16 protein-coding genes are annotated in these 19,707 nt (G+C 44.9%); 2 read left to right on the forward strand and 14 right to left on the reverse strand.

Features of this window, described 5'->3' with window-relative positions; genetic code table 11:
* Positions 1-917 (reverse strand): glycoside hydrolase family 31 protein (locus WKT17_RS15395; RefSeq protein ID WP_445059743.1); only part of this gene is annotated, 917 nt, incomplete at its 3' end.
* Positions 918-1,096: 179 nt separating this feature from the next.
* On the opposite strand from WKT17_RS15395, the gene WKT17_RS15400 reads away from it, so the two are divergent.
* A complete protein-coding gene (locus tag WKT17_RS15400) occupies positions 1,097-1,915 on the forward strand; it encodes an AraC family transcriptional regulator (RefSeq protein ID WP_340273545.1) in 819 nt (272 codons plus the stop codon).
* Here WKT17_RS15400 and WKT17_RS15405 read toward each other — a convergent pair.
* The 10 genes from WKT17_RS15405 to WKT17_RS15450 form a co-directional block, all read right to left on the reverse strand.
* On the reverse strand, positions 1,912-3,930 hold the full coding sequence (locus WKT17_RS15405; RefSeq protein ID WP_173747793.1) for an ABC transporter permease: 2,019 nt from the start codon (positions 3,928-3,930) through the stop codon (positions 1,912-1,914). The genes WKT17_RS15400 and WKT17_RS15405 overlap by 4 nt on opposite strands.
* Positions 3,927-4,691: an ABC transporter ATP-binding protein gene (locus tag WKT17_RS15410; protein WP_173747795.1), complete on the reverse strand. Its 765-nt coding sequence runs from the start codon at positions 4,689-4,691 to the stop codon at positions 3,927-3,929. Before WKT17_RS15410 ends, WKT17_RS15405 begins: the two co-directional genes overlap by 4 nt.
* A 128-nt stretch (positions 4,692-4,819) precedes the next feature.
* Complete coding sequence (locus WKT17_RS15415; RefSeq protein ID WP_291681431.1) at positions 4,820-5,812, reverse strand: sensor histidine kinase; 993 nt, start codon at positions 5,810-5,812, stop codon at positions 4,820-4,822.
* Entirely contained in the window at positions 5,809-6,498 is a 690-nt protein-coding gene (locus tag WKT17_RS15420) for a response regulator transcription factor (protein WP_173747799.1), read from the reverse strand. The genes WKT17_RS15415 and WKT17_RS15420 overlap by 4 nt, the downstream gene beginning before the upstream one ends.
* Positions 6,499-6,595: 97 nt before the next feature.
* The gene (locus WKT17_RS15425) at positions 6,596-7,354 is read right to left on the reverse strand and encodes an ABC transporter ATP-binding protein (protein WP_173747802.1); all 759 of its coding nucleotides are present in this window, start codon (positions 7,352-7,354) and stop codon (positions 6,596-6,598) included.
* Positions 7,355-8,137, reverse strand: coding sequence for an ABC transporter ATP-binding protein (locus WKT17_RS15430; protein WP_340273550.1), 783 nt, complete (start codon positions 8,135-8,137; stop codon positions 7,355-7,357).
* 29 nt (positions 8,138-8,166) lie between these two features.
* The gene (locus WKT17_RS15435) at positions 8,167-9,747 is read right to left on the reverse strand and encodes an ABC transporter substrate-binding protein (protein ID WP_173747806.1); all 1,581 of its coding nucleotides are present in this window, start codon (positions 9,745-9,747) and stop codon (positions 8,167-8,169) included.
* Between the two features lie 30 nt (positions 9,748-9,777).
* Positions 9,778-10,644: a nickel transporter permease gene (gene nikC, locus WKT17_RS15440; RefSeq protein ID WP_173747808.1), complete on the reverse strand. Its 867-nt coding sequence runs from the start codon at positions 10,642-10,644 to the stop codon at positions 9,778-9,780.
* The gene (gene nikB, locus WKT17_RS15445; RefSeq protein WP_173747810.1) at positions 10,641-11,585 is read right to left on the reverse strand and encodes a nickel ABC transporter permease; all 945 of its coding nucleotides are present in this window, start codon (positions 11,583-11,585) and stop codon (positions 10,641-10,643) included. The genes nikC and nikB overlap by 4 nt, the downstream gene beginning before the upstream one ends.
* Position 11,586: 1 nt before the next feature.
* A complete protein-coding gene (locus tag WKT17_RS15450; RefSeq protein ID WP_298060016.1) occupies positions 11,587-13,281 on the reverse strand; it encodes a M14 family metallopeptidase in 1,695 nt (564 codons plus the stop codon).
* Between the two features lie 241 nt (positions 13,282-13,522).
* Between WKT17_RS15450 and WKT17_RS15455 the strand changes: the two genes are divergently transcribed.
* The gene (locus WKT17_RS15455) at positions 13,523-14,731 is read left to right on the forward strand and encodes a coenzyme F420-0:L-glutamate ligase (RefSeq protein WP_173747814.1); all 1,209 of its coding nucleotides are present in this window, start codon (positions 13,523-13,525) and stop codon (positions 14,729-14,731) included.
* A gap of 52 nt (positions 14,732-14,783) precedes the next feature.
* Here the strand turns inward: WKT17_RS15455 and WKT17_RS15460 are convergent, their stop codons facing one another.
* The 3 genes from WKT17_RS15460 to WKT17_RS15470 are packed head-to-tail and all read right to left on the reverse strand — an operon-like array spanning position 14,784 to position 19,511.
* A complete protein-coding gene (locus WKT17_RS15460) occupies positions 14,784-15,593 on the reverse strand; it encodes an alpha/beta hydrolase (RefSeq protein ID WP_226853472.1) in 810 nt (269 codons plus the stop codon).
* Positions 15,594-15,605: 12 nt separating this feature from the next.
* On the reverse strand, positions 15,606-16,988 hold the full coding sequence (locus WKT17_RS15465; protein ID WP_173747817.1) for an MFS transporter: 1,383 nt from the start codon (positions 16,986-16,988) through the stop codon (positions 15,606-15,608).
* Positions 16,989-17,009: 21 nt separating this feature from the next.
* On the reverse strand, positions 17,010-19,511 hold the full coding sequence (locus WKT17_RS15470) for a glycoside hydrolase family 31 protein (protein ID WP_173747819.1): 2,502 nt from the start codon (positions 19,509-19,511) through the stop codon (positions 17,010-17,012).
* Positions 19,512-19,707 lie beyond the last annotated feature (196 nt).

Raw genomic sequence — 19,707 nt, forward strand, 5'->3', positions numbered from 1 at the left:
CCGGAAGAAAGCTGGAAACCGTCTACCGGAATCAGCTCTTCTTTTGTGGTATCAATGAATTCCAGAATCGCATCGTCGCAGTCTTTTTCCAATTCCGGATAGTACATGGAAGAACCCAGATAACCCAGGGCATACCGGGGCAGCATGGCAGATTTTCCGGTTAAATCCGTATATCTTTCCACTACCTGGCGCATAGACGGTCCTGCAATGAGGAATAAGTCAATGTCACCTCCGTCTGCCCGGTAGCGGCTGTGCATTTTCCAGTAATTGCTCTTTTCTTTTCCCATGTCAAAATCGCACTCATAAGTATTGTGGTAAAAATATCCCACAGCCTTTTTATGTTCGCGGTTCAGCTTAATGTAAAAAGGAATGTGCTTATAAAGGGAATCTGTCTCTTTTGGATTGTATCCCATAGCATCCTTAGGACTCATATCCATAAATTTCTGCGCTTTATTAAATTCTCCGCTCTTTTCTCCGAATCCATAGAAACAATCCTGCGGCGTAATCTCGCTGGTATGAATCCGGCGGTGATTGCTGTCCTCCATGTAAGCCAAATCCACAATGTCTGCATGTAAAAGAGTATTCTCTATATCATACACACAGATACGGAACGGTTCCTTTTCTACTTCCACCCGCAGTTCTTTCCCGCGGATAACAGCTTTCTCTTCTCCGTCCTCCAGAACAGCCTCGGCCATCTGCACTCTCTTTCGTCTGCCTTCTAAAAATCCGTCCATGCGGTCTTCCCAGCCTGTCATCACCAGACTGTAAGATTCCTCTGCAAAATCTCCGTCAAATCCGGCCCGGATTCGCACAATAGAATCAGTCAGAAAATACCCCCTGATTTCCACGCAGTTTGTCCTGACAGAAACATAATTGTCTTCCTGTCTTACACTCTCCGCCCTTAAACATACTTTCATTGCTTCTCTCCTTTTCGCTTTCTATGGCCACATTATAAGAAAATCCTCCTGAAAATCATAGACAAAATTCGCTTGAAATCTCCTGTTTTTTTACTTATCTTGCTCTAATTTTCCCTTTTTCCTCTTGCCATCCGGACTCCCCTATGCTATTCTGTACCAAAAAAACAAAGGAGATTTTTATGCTGGACACCGCCGCGATTCTCATGTCACATGGAGAAAAAATTGCTTATGCATATGCCGAAGGTGTGAATGACAATATGTGTCAATCCCACTTTCATGAATTTTTTGAATTGTATTATTTAGAATCCGGGGAACGGCACCACATGATAGAGGGCGAGCTGTATCATCTGACCGCTCACGAATTTATCATCTTCCCTCCCAATGTGATGCACCATTCCTACGGGGACAAAAACGTGCCTTTTAAACGTATTGTCCTGTATTTCACACCGGATATGATAGTCTACCCCGAAGTCCGCAGCTACCTGCTGGAAACCGCCAGAGTATTCTCTTTAAAGAAAATTAAGAAATCTATGATTCATCTCCTCCTGTCCATGCTTCATACTGAGCTGGACAAAGAGGAGGGACTTTTCCAGAAAGAATATCTGGAAAATCTGTTAAATCAGCTTCTGCTGACCATTCTCCGGGCCGATTACACCCCTGTGGAAAGCACACCCAGAACAAGACCTGCACAGGCGGTCAATTACATTCACGAGCATTATGCCGAAGAAATTTCTGTCTCTGCCCTGGCTGACATGCTCTATGTCAGCCCCTACCACCTGTGCAGGGAATTTAAGAAAGTCACCGGAAAAACCATCATTCAATACCTCAACATGACACGGGTGCTTCACGCCCAGCGTATGCTTTTGGAAACGGATTACAACATTACCCGTATCAGCAAAGAAACAGGTTTTTCCAATCTGACCCATTTTAACCGGATTTTCAAAAGTATTACCGGCGTTTCACCCAGTGAAAAACGAAAGCAGTACCAATCCGTTTAATCACGGCTACTGACAATACCGTAATAAGACTTTGAAGTTATCACATACATGAGAATATAGAAAAGTGAAAACAAAAGATAACAGCCCGCCATAACGCCTATCAGCAATCCGGTGTTTGTCACTCCTAAAAGCAGCAGAATCTTCCGCATCATAGGAAAAGCAAAGGCCGTATGCACTCCTGCTGCCAGAAGCGGCAGGAAAAATACGGTGAGTACCTGGGAATTGATGCTTTTTCGGATTTCCCGTTTGGTCATGCCCACCTTCTGCATAATTTCAAAACGTTTCCGGTCTTCATAGCCTTCTGTTACCTGCTTGTAGTACATAATCAGTACCATACCCAGAATAAAGACACAGCCCAATAAAATTCCCAGAACAAACATACCACTGTACATGGCGTAAAAATCTGCCCGCTCTGACGCGCTGTCCTCTATGTCTATTCTTTCATAACCTTGCTGCAGAAGTCCGTCTCTTTTTTCCCTTAAACTGTTTGCTACGGCAATTTTTTCCTCATCACTTCCCTGCAAATCAAATCCGTAATAATCGTGCATTTTCACCAGGGATTCTCCCTGCAGCTCTTTCCATTTGCTGCACACCTGACTTACAGTATCCATATCCTTTACAAAAATAAAAACAGAAGGCATAATCTGCATGGAATCCACGCCGTTATCCACAAATTCACTGAGTTTTTTCTTCACCTTCCACTTTGTGCCATCGTCAAAAGCGATTTCATCATACTTGTAGGATGATTTTGTCTGATAAACCAGGACTTCATCCTCCTGCAGCGTTTCATCTGCCCCCATAATACGATTGTAATCTTCCAAAGGCACTACAAAAAGCTGCCGGATATTTTCCCCTGTAGACATAGCAAATTTTTCTATTTTTCCCGGGTCCAGACTGATTGTCTTTCCCTCTTCATAACCTGCTGCCACTGTAAAACGATAATGAAGCACATTTTCAGCTTGTTTTTTCTGTTCCTCTAAGGTCTCTGCCGCCAGACGGTGTACCATATCGATTACTTCCTGATTCTCCGAATACGTATCGATTACAATATTTCTGGGATAACGGGTACGCAGCTGGTCTTCCGAACCAATAAACATACAGGAGACTGCTGACACCATAACCAGCACCATAGTAGAAAGGATACAAATGGATGCCAGACCATAACCGTTTCTCTTCATGCGGTACATCATAGAGGATATGGAAACAAAATGTCCCGATTTATAATAATAGTTCTTATTTTTCTTCAGCACCTTGCAAAGCAGCACCGAACCTGTCCGAAAGAGAATATAGGTGCTGACAATTACCATAGCCACCGCCACGAAAAACCAGAATATAGCCGCCATAGGTTCTTCAATGGATACCGCAAGATAGTAAGCAGCTGCCAGTATCACAACACCCAGAATCCCTTCCAGCCAGTTGGCTTTCGGCGGTTTCTCTCCCACAGCTTCACTTCGGAGCAATTCAATGGGTTTTGAGAAAAAAATCTGCAGCAGAGATTTTATTAAAATCAGCAGAAAAATGCTGCCAAAGACTTTCAGAGTCCACAGCAATGCTTCTGTGCTTATCGTGAACGCATAACCTGCTTTCCCCTCCAGCATGGAAATCATGACAAGTTCTGCTGCCTTTGAAAACAAAATCCCCCCTAAAAGACCGCCCAGCAGGGAAATCACCGTCACCTGTACACCTTCCCAAACCATAACCTTTGCCAGGTTTTTCTTCCCCATCCCCAGCACATGATACATACCAAACTCCCGCTTTCTCCTTCGCATAAGAAAGGAATTGGTATAAAACAGAAAAATCAGCGCAAACCCTGCCATAATGAAAACCCCAAAGCCAAGTACCCCCTGCATGGTATTTCCGCCCTGCATTTCCCTGACTGTGGGACTGCTGGATAAAAATACAATGATGTAAAACATGAGAATCATGCCCACAGAAGCCAGAATATAGGGAAGATAAATCTTTTTATTGTTCTTTATCCCTGTCCAGGCAATTCTGAAATAAAATCCTCTTTTCACTGCGCCTCACCTCCTGATGCCAGCATGGTCAGGGTGCTGGAAATCTTCTCGTACATCTGCTGATTGGTATCGTTTCCTCGGTAAAGCTGATGGAACACCTCTCCATCCTTAATAAACAGCACCCTCTGGGCATGACTTGCAGCTTTAACCGAATGGGTTACCATTAAAATCGTCTGCCCCTCCTGGTTTACCGTTCCAAAAAGCCGTAAAAGTTCGTCTGTTGCCTTGGAATCCAGAGCCCCGGTTGGTTCATCTGCCAGAATCAGCCTCGGACTGGTAATCAGCGCTCTGGCTACAGCGGCTCTCTGCTTCTGTCCCCCCGAAATCTCGTAAGGGTATTTGTCTAATATTTCTTTAATTCCCAGCTTTGCGGCCAAAGGCTCTAAAAGCACCTCCATTTGTCTGTAATGCTTTCCTCCCAGCACCAGCGGCAGATAAATATTATCCCGGATTGAAAAGGTGTCCAGAAGATTAAATTCCTGAAATACAAAGCCCAGATGATTTCTTCGGAACACAGACAAATCTGCTTCTTTTATTCTGGAAATATCCCTTCCGTCCAGAAGCACAGTTCCGCCTGTGGGTCTGTCCAGCGCTGCCAGAATATTTAAAAGCGTGGTTTTTCCGGATCCGGACTCTCCCATAATGGCTGTATATTCTCCCTCTTCTATGGTGAAATTCACATTTTTCAATGCCTGTACCTGATTGCCTCCGAATCTGGTGGTATAGGTTTTTTTCAGATTTTTCACTTCCAAAATTACCATATTTATTTTGTCCTCCTTGCTTTTGTCCTCTCTTTTACCGTCTTATTGTAGCAAAACAGGGAAATGTCCTGCCATAGCTTTGGCTTACATTTCCCTGTGTTCTTCTTACATTTTTGTAAGACGCTCTGTCATTCGATTTCCAAATGGGCCTTTCTCACATCCAGATACACCCGGGTTCCCGCTCCTACTGCGGAGGATACCCAAATTCTGTGCCCCAGGCGGTTACAAATACGGCTGCAAAGATACAGCCCGATTCCACTGGCTTTTTTCTGACATCTGCCGTTGTATCCGGTATATCCCTTTTCAAAAATCCTGGGCAAATCCTCTGGTGCAATACCGATTCCCGTATCCCCGATACAGAGAATCCCCGGCTCTGCCTCCTCAATCCATATCCGGCCCCCGGATTTTGTATACTTCAGCGCATTGGACAAAACCTGCTCAATAACAAACAACAGCCACTTTTCATCTGTCAGTACCCTGCTCTTTACAGGCTGATATTCCAGACGGATTTTCCCATTGATGAAAGAAGACGAAAATCTGTGCAGCGCCTGTCTGACAATTCCGTCCATCCCATATTCCTGAAACATATAATCCGTATCCTCGCTGTCCAGTCTGAGATAACACAATACCATGTCTACATACTGCTCAATCCTCATTAAATCTCCTTTTATGGCTCTGGAAAGGGCAGTATCCTCATTTTCCAGATTCAGGTACATAGAAGCAATGGGCGTCTTTATCTGGTGTACCCAGAGGGTATAATATTCCATCATATCCCTGTATTTTCTGCTATGCTCTTCTTCCATGCTTCTGTATCGTCTGTTCCATTCTTCCATCAGTTCCTGATAGTCCCTCTCCAGAATTCCCTCAGGCTCTGGCAGATTGTTTACGGAAAACTCCTGCTGCCTGTAAAGACTCTGCAATTCTCTGCGTTTTTTCCGAAATGCGAGAAAGTGGGGAAATACAAGCAGCACCCCCAGCGCGCCGCAGACTGCTGCACTGTAAAGCGCCGCCTCCACAGGTATCTGATACAGAAAGAAGAACAGAATAAAAATGCCGGAACAAATACCGTAAAAGAACAGCACTCTCCCATGATGTTTCAAATAGCTTCCCAACTCTCTCATGATGTGGTCACCGCCGATTCTATCAAATATCCCATGCCTACTTTTGTTGTAATAAATCCCGTCAGTCCCTCTTTTTCCAGTTTTTTACGCAGGCGGTTCACATTGACGCTCAGGGTATTTTCATCTACAAAACTGTCATTTTCCCACAATTTTTCCATCAGCCTTTCCCTGCTGACGATTTTCCCCTTCTGCTCCATAAGCGTGAGAAGAATCCGGTATTCATTTTTCGTCAAATCAATTTTTCTTCCTTCGTAATGCAAAAGGGCGTCTTCCTTGGATAAAAGCGCCCCTCTGTGCTCCAGAACAGATACCTGGGTTCCGTAATCATAAGTTCTTCTCAGAACCGCCTGTATCTTTGCCATGAGTACGGAAAAATCAAAGGGCTTTGCAATAAAATCATCCGCTCCGGCCTGCAGCGCCATAACAATATTCAGGTTATCGGAAGCCGAGGAAATAAAAATCACCGGCACTTTAGACACCTCCCTGATTTTCTGACACCAGTAATAGCCATTGAAAAAAGGCAGTGAAATATCCATCAGCACCAACTGAGGCCTCCAGGCGGCAAATTCTGCCATGATGTCATGAAAATCCTCGGTGCACCTTGCCTCCATTCCCCAGCTTTCCGTCTGTTTTTGTATGGCACCGGCGATACCGCTATCATCTTCTACTATAAAAATGCGATACATATGATGTTTTCTCCCTTTAGCAAGTAAGCATACTCCCTATATAAAAGCATGAATTTATTATAGCACAGCCCTTTCTGAATTTGAATATTTTTCTGCTTTACAGCACTGATTCCACTAACAGCTTCGTATACGCTTCTTTTGGCTGCATAATCACTTCATCCGGAGTGCCCTCTTCCACGATTTTTCCGTCCTTCATGACCAGCACACGGTCACAAAACATCTGCACCAAAGCCAGATTATGGCATATAAACAGGTAGGAAAGATTCCTCTCTTCCTTTAATTTTTTCAAAAGTTCCAGGATTTGCTGCTGTACAGTCACGTCCAGCGAACTGGTTGCCTCATCACAAATCACGATCTTTGGCTGTACGGCCAGAGCTCTGGCAATGGCTGCTCTCTGACATTGACCGCCGCTGACTTCGTGGGGGTATCGTCCATAAAATTCCTCTGAAAGTCCGCACTGGGAAAGCAGGCGTAAAACCTCTTTTTTGGCCTCTGCTTTAGAAGTTCCGCTGTTTCGCAGACTTTCTCCGATTCCGTCCCCTAGGGTTCTTCTTGGGTCAAAAGAAGTAACGGGAGTCTGAAATACCATCTGGAGTTTCTTATAACACTGGCGCAGAGCCTTTCCTTTTATTCTCGTAATATCCTGTCCGTCCAGAAAGATACTGCCCTCCGTCACATCTGTCAGGCGGGACACAGCCCTTACCAGCGTGCTTTTGCCGCTTCCCGACTCCCCTACAATCCCCAGGATTTCTCCCGGATACAGCTGAAAATTTACATGGTCAACAGCTGTAAAATCAGACTTTCCCTCTGCGGCAAATATTTTAGTCAATTCTTTTGTTTCTAAAACCGGTTTCATCTATGCCCTCCGCAATTTTGGTACTGCTGCCAGCAGTCTCTGTGTGTATTCCTTTTCCGGATACTGCAGAATCTGCCGGGCAGATCCATATTCTACCACCTGTCCATCTTTTAAAACCAGTATGGTATCTGCCAGCGCAGACACCACCCCGATATCATGGGTTACCAGTATCACGGCTGTGCCAAAAAGTTCTCTCAGCCGCAGTATTTCCTGTACCACCTGCCGCTGAACAGCCACATCCAGGGCGCTGGTTGGCTCATCTGCCAAAAGTACCGGCGGCTGCATAAGCATAGCAAGAACAATACCAACTCTCTGGTTCATTCCTCCCGACAGTTCAAAAGGATAGCTGTTCCAAATCCTCTCGCCGTCTTTAAAATAGAGCTTTTCAAATAAATCCAATGCCTTCCCTTTGGCCTCTGCCCTGGTGATTTTTTTATGTGCGGAAATACTCTCATAAATCTGCTCTCCAATGGTCCGGATAGGACACAGAGAGGCGCCTGCATCCTGAAAAATCATGCCGATTTTTTCACCTCGAATCTGCCGCAGTTCTTTTTCAGGCAAATCCGGAATATCCTTTTCCTGAAACCAGATATCACCCCTGGTTACCATTCCGTCGTTTCCCAGAAGTCCCATTGCCGCTTTTAAAAGAGTACTCTTCCCACTGCCGGATTCACCTACAATACCCAGAATTTCTCCCTCATGAAGGGTAAAACTGGTATCTCGTATCACAGCCGTGCCGTTGAAACAGATTTCTACAGACTGATAGGTCAATATTTCTTTCATACGCCCTTCTCCTTCCAATAGAAATCGTCTCATGATGCAGGTGCCAAATCTACCGTAATTTCATAAAAATCACAGGGGTGCGCAGTCAGTCCGGTAACACTGGCCTTGCTAATCATGCTCATCTTCAGATGCGAGCAGAATACAAAGGCATTATCATCCAAAATCGTCTGCTGCATTTCCACTGCCAACTCACTTCTGCGTTCTGTATCAAAAGTTTTTGCCATTTCCTTTTCTAACTGCTCCAGTTTATCACTGTGGTAATGTCCGTTGTTTACCGCCGAACTGTCCAGACAGTGTGTGGTAAAGAAATATTCCGGATCTCCGGTAGGCGCCGTTACCATGGCGCTGGCATACACATCCCAGGCAGAAGCATTCGTCCGTATGCTGTTATGGTCTGCAGTACTGTTAATCTTCACATCCATACCGATTTCTTTCAAAGTAGCCTGTGCAGATTCTGCGAGCAGAGGAAGCTCCTGACGGCTTGGGTACGTCAGCCAGCGGATTTCTAACTCCTGTCCGTCCTTTTCACGAATGCCGTCTCCGTCAGAGTCTATCCAGCCAGCCTCTTCCAGGACTTTTTTTGCCCCCTCTGTATCATATGTTTCTGCTGTAACTGCATCTCCTCCAAACGTAAAGTTATCCGGATACGCTCCCACAGCAGGGTAGCCATTTCCATCCAGCAAAGTATCTACAAATCCCTCTTTGTCAATCCCCATGGCAATGGCTTTCCGCACAGCCGAATCCTGAATCACCGGACTTTCAAAGTTCATATGAACAAAAAAAGCACGGCTGGTCGCACAGCTTGAGAACGTATACTCCTCGTTTTCAAACAGAGGATAGCTGGCATACGGCATACCGTAAGCAGCGTCAATCTCACCGGACTGCAGCGCCATGGTCAGGGTGTCCCCGTCTGAAATAGTGCGTACGGTAATTTCATCATATCCCGGCTCGCCGTCCCAGTAGTCTTCATTTTTTACCAGTTTCAGTTCTTCCCCTGACACCAGAGATTCTGCTTTGTATGGGCCTGTGCCTGCCACAATACCGTCTTCTGTCACTCCTGCGGATACGTCTACAATACAGCCATAGGGGTCGCTGAGGTAATTTAATAAGGTAGGTTTGGGTTCTGTTGTTTTTATGGTAACTGTTTGCCCCTCTGCTGTAATGGTATCAATCATTAAGTCCCCTTTTGCACGCTCATGTACTTTTACCAAATCTTCCAGACATTCTTTTACTGCTTCACCGTCCATGGCTCTGCCGCTGGTAAACTTCACATTGTCCTGCAGAGTGATTTTCCAGGTCAGTTCATCTATATTTTCATAACTCTTTGCCAGCCAGGGCTGGATTTCCATGGTATCGGAATACTTAAAAAGAGTTTCACCGATACCATACCGGATACAGGCCCAGCCGGAATAGGTATTATGAGGATTTACATCAGGTTCTTCGTTTTCAGGGTTAAACGTAGTATCTCCGAATACAAAAGTCTTTTTTCCCGTATCTTTTGCTTTTTCGTCATCTGCTTTTTTCTCTCCCCCGGAGGCACAGCCTGGCAGAAGTCCTGCTCCCAGACAGACGGCCATCAATAGTGCCGATATTTTTTTCATTTTTCCCATGTGTTTTCCTTCCTTTCACAAGACGTTTTTTTATTTTCTGCGGCTGTTGCGGGGATCTAAATAATCCCTCACTGTATCGCCTAAAAGATTAAAAATAACGACCACGATAAAAATCGCAATTCCCGGCCCCAGAATGACCCACGGATACGTCTGCAGCATGCTTCTTCCGCCGCTCATCATATTTCCCAGTTCCGCGGTAGGCGGCTGTGCTCCAAGTCCCAGAAAAGACAGTCCTGCCAGCTCCATCAGCATAGTTCCAATATCCAGCATAGCGGTAACCAAAATCGGTCCTGCACAGTTGGGAAGAATATGTTTTACTATAATCTGCCGGGAACTGCTTCCTGCCAGTTTTGCAGCAGCAATATAATTTGTACTTTTCTGTGCCAAAGTCTGACTTCTGGCAATTCTGGCATATTTAGGCCAGCTGATCACCGCCAAGGCCAGTACCGCATTATGCAATCCCCCATTTAACAGGGCTGCGATTGCTAAGGCAAAGACCAGCCCCGGAAACGCCAGACATACATCTGAAATCCGCATTACCACAGAGTCCAGAACCCCCTCATAATACCCGCACAAAACCCCCAGTACGGTTCCCACCAGGGTAATTATAACCACCAGAGAAAGGGTAGCCAGCACACTGGTCTGAAGACCTACCAAAATACGTGAAAACATATCCCGTCCGAAGCGGTCTGTTCCTGCCGGATGTGCCGCGCTGGGAGGCTGAAGCGAAATGCTGGTATCCTGGGCATTGGGGTCATAAGGGCAAATCTGCTGTGCAAAAACAGCAGTCAGCAGCAATCCTGCGGCAAGAATCAAAAAAACAACCAGCCTGGTTTTTGTATGATTCTTTCTGATTTTCTGCTTCCGCAAAGACGGCATTTTTTTCTCTTGACTCATGCCTTTTCACCCCCTAAACGAATTCTTGGGTCCAGAACACGGTAAGAAAGATCCGTTATGAGATTCACACAGACATAAATAATTGCCATCCACATAACATAGGCCTGAATCATGGGGTAATCTCTCATATTAATGGCGTCTACTGCCAGTTTTCCTACTCCATCCCACAAAAAGATAGATTCTACAATGGCCGTGCCGCCTAACAAACTTCCAATAGAGAGGGTAAGCAGCGTAATAATGGTCACCAGACAGGCTTTTAGCACACTTTTGTAGAGTGTCACAGAAAAACGGACCCCCCTGGCCTTTGCACCAACCACATAATCCTTACTCAGCTCATCCAAAACTGTGGCCCGTACCTGCCGGAGATACTTTGCAGACATGGCAATGGCAAGGGTGAGGCTGGGAAGCGCCACGCTTTCCATACTGACTTCCGAAGCAATAACCGGAAATATCTTTACACGAATAGCAAAAAAATACATCAAGAGCAGCGCTACAAAAAAATTAGGCATACTGTTTCCCAAAAAACTGGCAGCCCGGATAAGATAGTCTGTAAACCGGTTCTGTTTCACAGCAGCCAGAACCCCCAAAGGAATGGAAATGATAATGGTAAGGGCAATGGAAACCACTGTAAGCAGCAAAGTTGCCGGAAGTTTAGAGATAAAGGCAGGAAAAACTGCTTTCCCGGATATATAACTGGTTCCCATGTCTCCGTGAAGCAGATTTCCCAGCCATACAAAATACTGTGTCAGAAAGGGCTTATCCAGCCCCAGTTCCGCCCGCGCTTTGTCCATGACCTCCTGAGAAACTATCATTCCCGTATTTTCCATTTTCTGCAATACTGCGTCGCTTCCTGCCAGACGCATCATGCCAAAAGAGAGAAAGGTAATCACCAGCAGAATGGGAATCAACTGCAGCAGGCGCTTAAGGATATATTTTTTCATTTCATTCTCCTTTTCTGGCACTAATGACAAAAAGCGGGTCCGGATTATAAAATTCATCCTTTTCCATATAAATTCTTTTGCTGACACTAAAATCTAAAAACAGTTCTACAGTTCCCAGATTTCCAAGGACTCCCACATCCCAGGCAGGCCGCTGATAAGAACTGATAGGAAGCTGTCTCTTAATTTCTTCACATTCCTGCAAAAGCTCCTCTCCCAGCTTATTGTGTGCGTGATTTTGGGGCAAATGAGACGTATCTGCACAATCGCTTGCCCCGTAGTTGGCGTCAAAATTCAGCAGACAACCTCCCTTTTTCAGCACCCGCAGCCATTCCCGGTAGGCTCTGTTGGCATCCGGCAGCGTCCAGGTCAGATTTCTGGAAATAACCACATCAAAAGTTTCATCCGCAAAGGTAAGATTTTCCGCATCCATAACCTGGAAGATACAGTCTGCTCCCTCTTCCTCTGCCAGTTCTTTTGACCTCTTTATCATATCCGGAGTCAAATCCACCCCAAGCACTTCATGCCCCTGCTGTGCCAGCAAAATAGTAAAGAAGCCTGAGCCGCAGCCCACATCCAGAATTTTCAGTTTTTTCTTGGGCAGGTATTTCCCGATTTCCTTTAACCACCGGTCTGCCAGGCTGCTGTGCAGTTCTGCACGTCTCTGTTCCTGAAAACTGGTACTGCGCTTTGTCCAGTATCCTGCAATTTTTTTCTTCCGGTTATCCGCCTCTCTGGAAATCTTTCCATAGGCAATCATAGGGCCGCTCTCTTTTACCTGCAGACTGCCTGTCTGATACAAGACCACACCGTCATATTCCGCCCTGCACACTTCCAGCACAGTTCCCTCATAATCCTTGACCACGCCCAGGACTTCTCCCTGCCGTATCATATCCCCCGGACTTTTATAAGGATACCAGATACCATTTTGGTTTGCCGCCTGATAGCTGACGTCTGTCACCTCCAGGGGATAATAATTTCTGTAATCCTTTTGTCCCAGATACACGCCCAGATGACACAAGATATTTCTCACATCCCGTCTGGTAGAATGCGCTTCTTCCTCTGTCCATGCTCCCATCTGTCCCCGTTCAATCAAAACCGACGGAATCCCAAGCTGCGCCGCATAATTATAGCAGCCGCCGCCTGCCACACAGGAACGCACCATATAGGGCACATCTGCCTGCTGCGCCATCTCTCTGGCTGCCTCTACCACCCGGGGCTCTGCTACACCTGCGTAATATATATAAGGTGTCAGCTGCTCATAGCTGTCACCGCTGTGCAAATCAATATAAAAATCCACTCCCGGAAACAGTTCCTTTTCAATGGCATAGGCCAGCCGCTCCATTTGGCTGCCCGTTTCTTTTCCGGGAAATACCCTGTTTAAATTCACCCCGTCTTCAAACCCTTCGCTACCGCTGCGCATTTCAAACGCCTGGCGGTTTACCACCTTTACAATGACAACCGTACCGGCAATCTTTTCCGGATGTAAATGCTCTGCCAGCTCCATAGCTGACTGGATTCCCACATATTCCGCTGCATGAACACCGGCTGTAATCAACACGGTTTTCCCCCGTTTTTCTCCGTTCAAAATAGTCACAGGCAGTTCAAATTCTCCGTTTCCCACGAAAAGATAACCGCTTTTTTTCTCTCCCGGTTCTGCCTGAAAATTTCCCAGGCAAAATACTTTGTTTTTTTCCATTTTAATCTGTCCTTTATCTCCAAATAGGCTGTTTTTTGGAGTCATTTTATCAAATTTCACCTCTGCAAACAAGCCCCCTGGGGGGATTCTCCCCAGGGCAAAAACTTTTTTTCGGCAGAAATCGGGATTTTTTTGCAAAAACACAGGTTTCCCTTGCATACAGACGAATTTCAACGTATTATGAAATAGGCAGGATTTTTCTGCCCATAATTTTGTGAAAAACCAATGGAGGTATATAAATATGGAAAAGAAAGAACGCATGGTTGGAACCATTTCAAGAGGTGTCAGAGCCCCGATTATCCGCAAAGGTGACAATCTTTCCGAAATCGTAGTAGACTGCGTGCTGAAAGCTTCCGAAAGCGAAAACTTTGAAATTTGCGACAAAGATGTCATTGCTGTAACAGAGGCTGTTGTAGCCAGAGCACAGGGAAACTATGCTGGTGTAAAGGACATTGCTGCAGACGTAAAAGAAAAATTCGGCGATGATACCGTAGGCGTGATTTTCCCCATTTTAAGCCGCAACCGCTTCTCTATCTGTTTAAAAGGAATCGCCATGGGCTGCAAAAAAATCGTACTCATGCTCAGCTATCCTTCTGACGAAGTGGGTAATCATCTGGTAGACCTGGACCTTTTAGATGAGAAAAATATTAATCCCTGGTCTGATGTGCTCACAGAGGAAACTTACAGAGCATTATTCGGATACGAAAAACACGTTTTCACAGGCGTGGACTATGTAGAATATTACAAACAGCTGATTCAGGAAGCCGGTGCAGAAGTGGAAATCATTTTTGCAAATAATCCAAAGGCTATCCTCTCTTATACTAAAAGCGTACTGGCCTGCGATATCCACACACGCCAGAGAACAAAACGAATCTTAAAAGCCAACGGTGCAGAGAAAGTTTATTCTTTAGACGACATTATGACAAAGAGCATAAACGGCAGCGGCTACAATGACGCCTACGGTCTTCTGGGTTCCAACAAAGCCACAGAAGATACGGTAAAACTCTTCCCGATTAAATGTGAAGAAGTAGTCTCTGCTATTCACAAATCCATGCTGGAAAAAACAGGCAAAAACGTGGAAGTGATGGTTTACGGTGACGGCGCGTTTAAAGACCCGGTTGGAAAAATCTGGGAACTTGCTGACCCGGTAGTTTCTCCGGCTTACACCAATGGACTGGAAGGAACACCAAACGAAGTGAAGCTGAAATATCTGGCTGACAACGATTTTGCTCAATTATCCGGCGTAGAATTAAAAGATGCCATTAAGAATTATATTACAGAAAAAGATGAGAAAGCTGCCAGCTTAAAGGGTACCATGGTGACACAGGGAACCACTCCGAGACGTCTGACCGACCTTTTGGGTTCTCTTGCAGACCTGACCTCCGGCTCCGGAGATAAGGGAACTCCGATTATTTACATTCAGGGGTATTTTGACAATTACGCGAAATAAATGCAACGGCAGAAAAAAGCGCCTCACCATATCCGGCAGGCGCTTTTTTCTACTAAATACAAGTTTTGTTCATCATCCAATCCAGTATTTTCTGAATCTCTTTATCCCAGTAATCCCAGTTGTGCATAGCCCCTTCGGTTTCTGACCAGGTAAGCTTTGCCCCCATCTTTTCCAAACGCCGTTTTGCGTCCAGGTTCATTTCATACAGAAAATCTTTTGTTCCGCATGCCTGATACAACTCCGGAATCACTCCGTTTTCCTGGCAGCGCCGATACAGTTCAAAAATATCTTTCTCTGTACCCGCAAGCTGCTCCGGATTGTCAAAAATATTTTCCCAGGCAAAGGGGCCCTCTACCTTTCCATCCCGGCACTGTTTTCCCAGTTCTGCAATATCCATGGCAGCAGACATCCCGGCAATCTTACTGTAGCGCTCCGGGCAGGACAGCCCCACATACCAAGCGCCATAGCCGCCCATGGAAAATCCGGCAACAAAAGTATCCTCCCGCTTTTCAGAAACCGGAAACAGAGCTGTGACAAATGCAGGAAGCTCCTCTGTAATATAGGTAAAATAAGGATTTCCATGATACATATTCTGGTAAAAACTGTTTTCCACAGAAGCCATCACCGCAACTATCTGATGAGACTGAGCATATCGTTCAATATTGCTGAAGCGTACCCAGCTGCTGCAGTCACCATAGGCTCCATGCAGCAGATAGACTACCGGAAGTCCTTTTTTATAATCATACCGCTTCTTTGTTTCTTCTCCGGTAATCTGTTCCTGTCCCTCAGGTGTGGGGATAATCACTTGAATCTGCGTATTGTGCTGCAATGCGGTACTATAATATTGACAGTTCAAAAACATGGCCATTCCACCTTATCTTTTTTCCAAAAGTTTCTTTGCATTTTCCTCTACCTTTTTCTTATTCAATGGATATAAAAATACCAGAGATAAGAACATCAGTACAAAAGCAATACCTGGAACCAGGCAGGTAATGTTATAGATTCCATTGACAACCGGTGTGTCAAAAGCGGTAGCCGTAGAGTATCCAACCATAGACAGCAGTACCCCTGTCAAACCGGAAGACAAAGCCTGGCCCAGTTTTCTGCAGAAAGAGTAAATAGAATATACAGTTCCGTCAGAACGACTTCCTGTTTTCACTTCTGTATCATCGATAACATCGGTAATCATTGCCCAGCAAATCAGAATGAACATAGATACACCTACCCAGGTAATACAGTAGCACACCATCCACACAATGACATTTTTTGTGTGCAAAACAAAGGCTACCAGCATGGGAACCGCTCCCAAAACAGAAGCTACAATGGCAATTTCTTTCTTTCCGATTTTCTTTGCAAAAGTTTCAATGAATGGAGACATAGCCAGTGTAATCATATGTCCAATCAGAGAAATCACGGAAAGAATTGCAATATTTCTAAAATAGTTTGGATACAGATAAGCTCCCATGTTTCCAAGAGAAATCTGTGCCAGAATCAGGAATAAAGAAGTAACGGCAATTCCGATTAATGCTTTATTTTGAATCAGGCTGTTTACCAGGAACATCACAGAAAATTTCTCTGTTTTCTGTTCAATTTTCACACGTTCTGTAACCAGATTGTAGCACAGCAGATAACAGATTACGGCCAGAACCGAACAAATTACGGCTGCAATGCTCATTCTTGTTCCGGAAAGCCACTGCTTTCCTTCACTGTCTGTATAGTATACAAACAATGGCAGAATTACACCAATGGCAATGTTTCCAAGTGTTGCACCAATGGTTCTCCAATTAGAGAGAGACGTTCTGTCTTCCGGTTTTTCGGAAATTGCGGAAGCCATAGAACCATAAGGAATGTTAATTCCTGTATAGCAGACACTTCCCCACAGCAGATAAGAAAAGAACATCCAGAACACCTTAAAAGCCATAGGCATGTCCTGGAACCAGGTAGCATACAAAAGCACTGATGCCACTGCCACTGGACCGCACATGCGCTTAAGCCATGGCGCAAATTTTCCTTTTGCTGTAGGTCTGCTTCTGTCTACAATCTGTCCCATGGTGATATCCGTCACCGCATCCACAAATCTGGCTCCCATCATCATCATTCCGACGATAGCGGCAGAAACACCCATAATATCCGTATAAAACTTTAACAACATCATAGAGGACAATACGAAAGTAAGGTCATTTCCGAAATCACCAAACATATAGCCCACTTTATCCCGTATTCCAAACGGTTTTACATTCTTTTTCGTTGTGCTCATAGCAAACCTCCATTTTCTTTTTTACATTCCAATCATATCGAATTGTTCAAAAGACACGACTACTTTGTAATCCTTCTTTGGATTTTTATATTTAATCTGAACTGATTTCAGACTCTGGCTGTAGTACCATCCAAACTCTGCCTCTTCAAATTTTCTCCTATGCAGGAAATGCGGTACTTCCTGTCCGTCCACCTGCACCCAGTAAGGCGCTTTTTCCCGGTGAATCATATCAATGTACATATCTTCCACCGCAGTTTCGTAGGAACCTTCATGAACAAACGACAGCGCTGTCTGCTCGCCGGCCTGCATAGTAATCCGGGTTTTCAGGTATGCCCCTTTTGTATATTCCATTGTAGCGCCGTCATCTTCATACAGAGTAAAGGCTCCGTCCCGGCCTGCTTCACATATCATCCGGATTGCAGTTACTTTCTGCTGCATAAGGTTGTTCAATTGATGCGCTGCCATAGGAATAATAGCTCCGCTTCTGATAAACAGCGGAATGCTTCCCAGTTCTACCGGAAGTTCTACTGTCTGTCCGCCCTGATATTGGGTTCTGTTATAGAAATCATAGAAGATTTCACCTTCCGGAAGATATACTTTTCTGGTCTTTGCACCTTTTTCCACCACATTTGCTACCAACAGAGAGTCTCCGAACATAAAGTCCACACCCTCATCGTAACACTTGCTGTCATGCTGGAAAGCACTGCACATGGGCTCCATAATAGGAAGTCCAGTTTCATGGGCACGTTCCATGAGAGAATACAGATACGGAATCATCTGATACCGAAATTCAATGGCTTGGCGGATTTCCTCTTTGCAGCCACTGTACATCCACGGTTCTGTCACCGTATTGTCAATATTTGTAGAATGAATGGAAAATCTTGGCTGGAAAATTCCATTCTGAATCCACCTTACCAGCAGTTCCGCCTCTGGCGCTGGTCCGTAAAATCCTCCGATATCACATCCCTGGTTTGCCACACCGGACAGACTCATGCCCAGAATGGTGGCAATATTGTATTTTAACGAATCCCAGCAAGTCAGATTGTCTCCGGCCCAGGTCTGTGCATATTTCTGAATCCCACTGTGTCCGGAACGGCAGACAATGTAAGGTCTCTGGTTTCCAAACGTTTCCTGAATGGCCTCATCTGTCACATGACACATAATATTGGACATCACTGCTTTAAGCTGTCCAATCGTTCCGCCTTTTCCTTCAAAGGAACAGCGGCAATCCTTGTCTACCATACTGTCGTACTCACAGTTATCATTCCATACAGAATTGGTACCATAGTCCAGAACATTTTCTTTCAGAAGCTCTTTCCACTCTTCTCTGGTAGAAGCCTTAGTGAAATCCACAAACATTCCCTTTCCGCCCCACCAGGTTCCGATTCCCGGCTCATCCGTTTCACTGTCTTTGACAAACATGCCCTTTTCTTTCATCTCTTCCAGCATTGGATGTACCAGAAGAATTCCCGGCTTCACATTGGGAGAAACACAGATTCCTCGCTCCTTCATCTGGCTGAAAAACTCTTTTGGCTCTTTAAACCGTTTCTTATTCCAGGTAAATACGCAGCGTTTGATCCCCTCCTGTGTTTCAATGGCACAGTATCCGGAAGATAACTGAAATCCGTCTGCAGGAATTCCCTCTTCTCTGGTTGTATCAATAAATTCCAAAATAGCGTCATCGCAGTCTGCTTCCAGTTCGGGATAATACATAGAAGATCCCAGATATCCCAGAGCATAGACAGGAAGCATAGCAGATTTCCCGGTCAGGTCTGTATAACGCTCTACCACGTCCCGGACAGCCGGACCTGCAATCAGAAACAAATCAATATCCCCTCCGTCTGTACGGTAACGGCTGTGGCGCTTCCAGTAATTGCTCTTTTCTTTTCCCATATCAAAATCACATTCATACGTATTGTGGTAAAAATAACCCACGGCCTTCTGATGTTTCCGATTCAGTTTAATGTAAAACGGAATGTGTTTATAAAGAGAATCTGTTTCCTTTGGGTCATATCCCATTGCATCCTTGGGGCTCATTCCCATGAACTTCTGAGCCTTGTTGAACACTCCGCTCTTTTCTCCGAATCCGTAAAAACAGTCATCCTCAGAAATTTCGCTGGTATGAATTCTCCGGTGATTGCTGTCTTCCATATAAGCAAGGTCTACAATATCGGCATGCAGCAACGTGTTATCCCTATCGTATACGCAGATACGGAATGGATTTTTCTCCACCTCTACACGCAGCAGTTTTCCCTGCAGGATTGCTTTTTCTTCACCATCTGTTAATTCTGCTTTTGCCGGCTGTACCCGTGTCCGGTATTTCTTCATGAACACATCCATCCGGTCTTCCCAGGCTGTCATTACAAGACTGTAAGATTCCTCTGCAAACTCCCCATCAAAGCCTGCGCGGATTCTTAAAATAGAATCTGTCAAAAACAGAATACGGATTTCTACACTGTTCGTAGAAACAGAAAAATAATCTCCAATCTGTTTCACCTCTCCTGCCTGTAAACATAGTTTCATGATGTTCCTCCTCATGTCTTCTTACACAATTTGCGCTTTTATTATAATGACTTCTTTTCGAAAAAAGTAGACTAAAATTGCTTTAAATGCTTGATTTTTTTACTTATTTTGCTATTTTAAAAGATTAACAAAGCGCAAATACAGAATAATAACCACTTGAAATCATGGTATAGAAATTGTTGAGCACCGGATTTCC

Source organism: Blautia sp. HCN-20427 (genome assembly GCF_037890365.1).
Classification (GTDB): domain Bacteria; phylum Bacillota; class Clostridia; order Lachnospirales; family Lachnospiraceae; genus Blautia.

Excerpts from the sequence above, each read along its gene's own strand:
- WKT17_RS15470 (WP_173747819.1), bottom strand. The coding sequence starts at position 19,511 with ATGAAACTATGTTTACAGGCAGGAGAGGTGAAACAGATTGGAGATTAT.
- WKT17_RS15420 (WP_173747799.1), bottom strand. The coding sequence starts at position 6,498 with ATGTATCGCATTTTTATAGTAGAAGATGATAGCGGTATCGCCGGTGCC.
- WKT17_RS15450 (WP_298060016.1), bottom strand. The coding sequence starts at position 13,281 with ATGGAAAAAAACAAAGTATTTTGCCTGGGAAATTTTCAGGCAGAACCG.
- nikC (WP_173747808.1), bottom strand. The coding sequence starts at position 10,644 with ATGAGTCAAGAGAAAAAAATGCCGTCTTTGCGGAAGCAGAAAATCAGA.
- nikB (WP_173747810.1), bottom strand. The coding sequence starts at position 11,585 with ATGAAAAAATATATCCTTAAGCGCCTGCTGCAGTTGATTCCCATTCTG.
- WKT17_RS15410 (WP_173747795.1), bottom strand. The coding sequence starts at position 4,691 with ATGGTAATTTTGGAAGTGAAAAATCTGAAAAAAACCTATACCACCAGA.
- WKT17_RS15430 (WP_340273550.1), bottom strand. The coding sequence starts at position 8,137 with ATGAAAGAAATATTGACCTATCAGTCTGTAGAAATCTGTTTCAACGGC.
- WKT17_RS15455 (WP_173747814.1), top strand. The coding sequence starts at position 13,523 with ATGGAAAAGAAAGAACGCATGGTTGGAACCATTTCAAGAGGTGTCAGA.
- WKT17_RS15425 (WP_173747802.1), bottom strand. The coding sequence starts at position 7,354 with ATGAAACCGGTTTTAGAAACAAAAGAATTGACTAAAATATTTGCCGCA.
- WKT17_RS15400 (WP_340273545.1), top strand. The coding sequence starts at position 1,097 with ATGCTGGACACCGCCGCGATTCTCATGTCACATGGAGAAAAAATTGCT.
- WKT17_RS15435 (WP_173747806.1), bottom strand. The coding sequence starts at position 9,747 with ATGGGAAAAATGAAAAAAATATCGGCACTATTGATGGCCGTCTGTCTG.
- WKT17_RS15465 (WP_173747817.1), bottom strand. The coding sequence starts at position 16,988 with ATGAGCACAACGAAAAAGAATGTAAAACCGTTTGGAATACGGGATAAA.
- WKT17_RS15460 (WP_226853472.1), bottom strand. The coding sequence starts at position 15,593 with ATGTTTTTGAACTGTCAATATTATAGTACCGCATTGCAGCACAATACG.
- WKT17_RS15415 (WP_291681431.1), bottom strand. The coding sequence starts at position 5,812 with ATGAGAGAGTTGGGAAGCTATTTGAAACATCATGGGAGAGTGCTGTTC.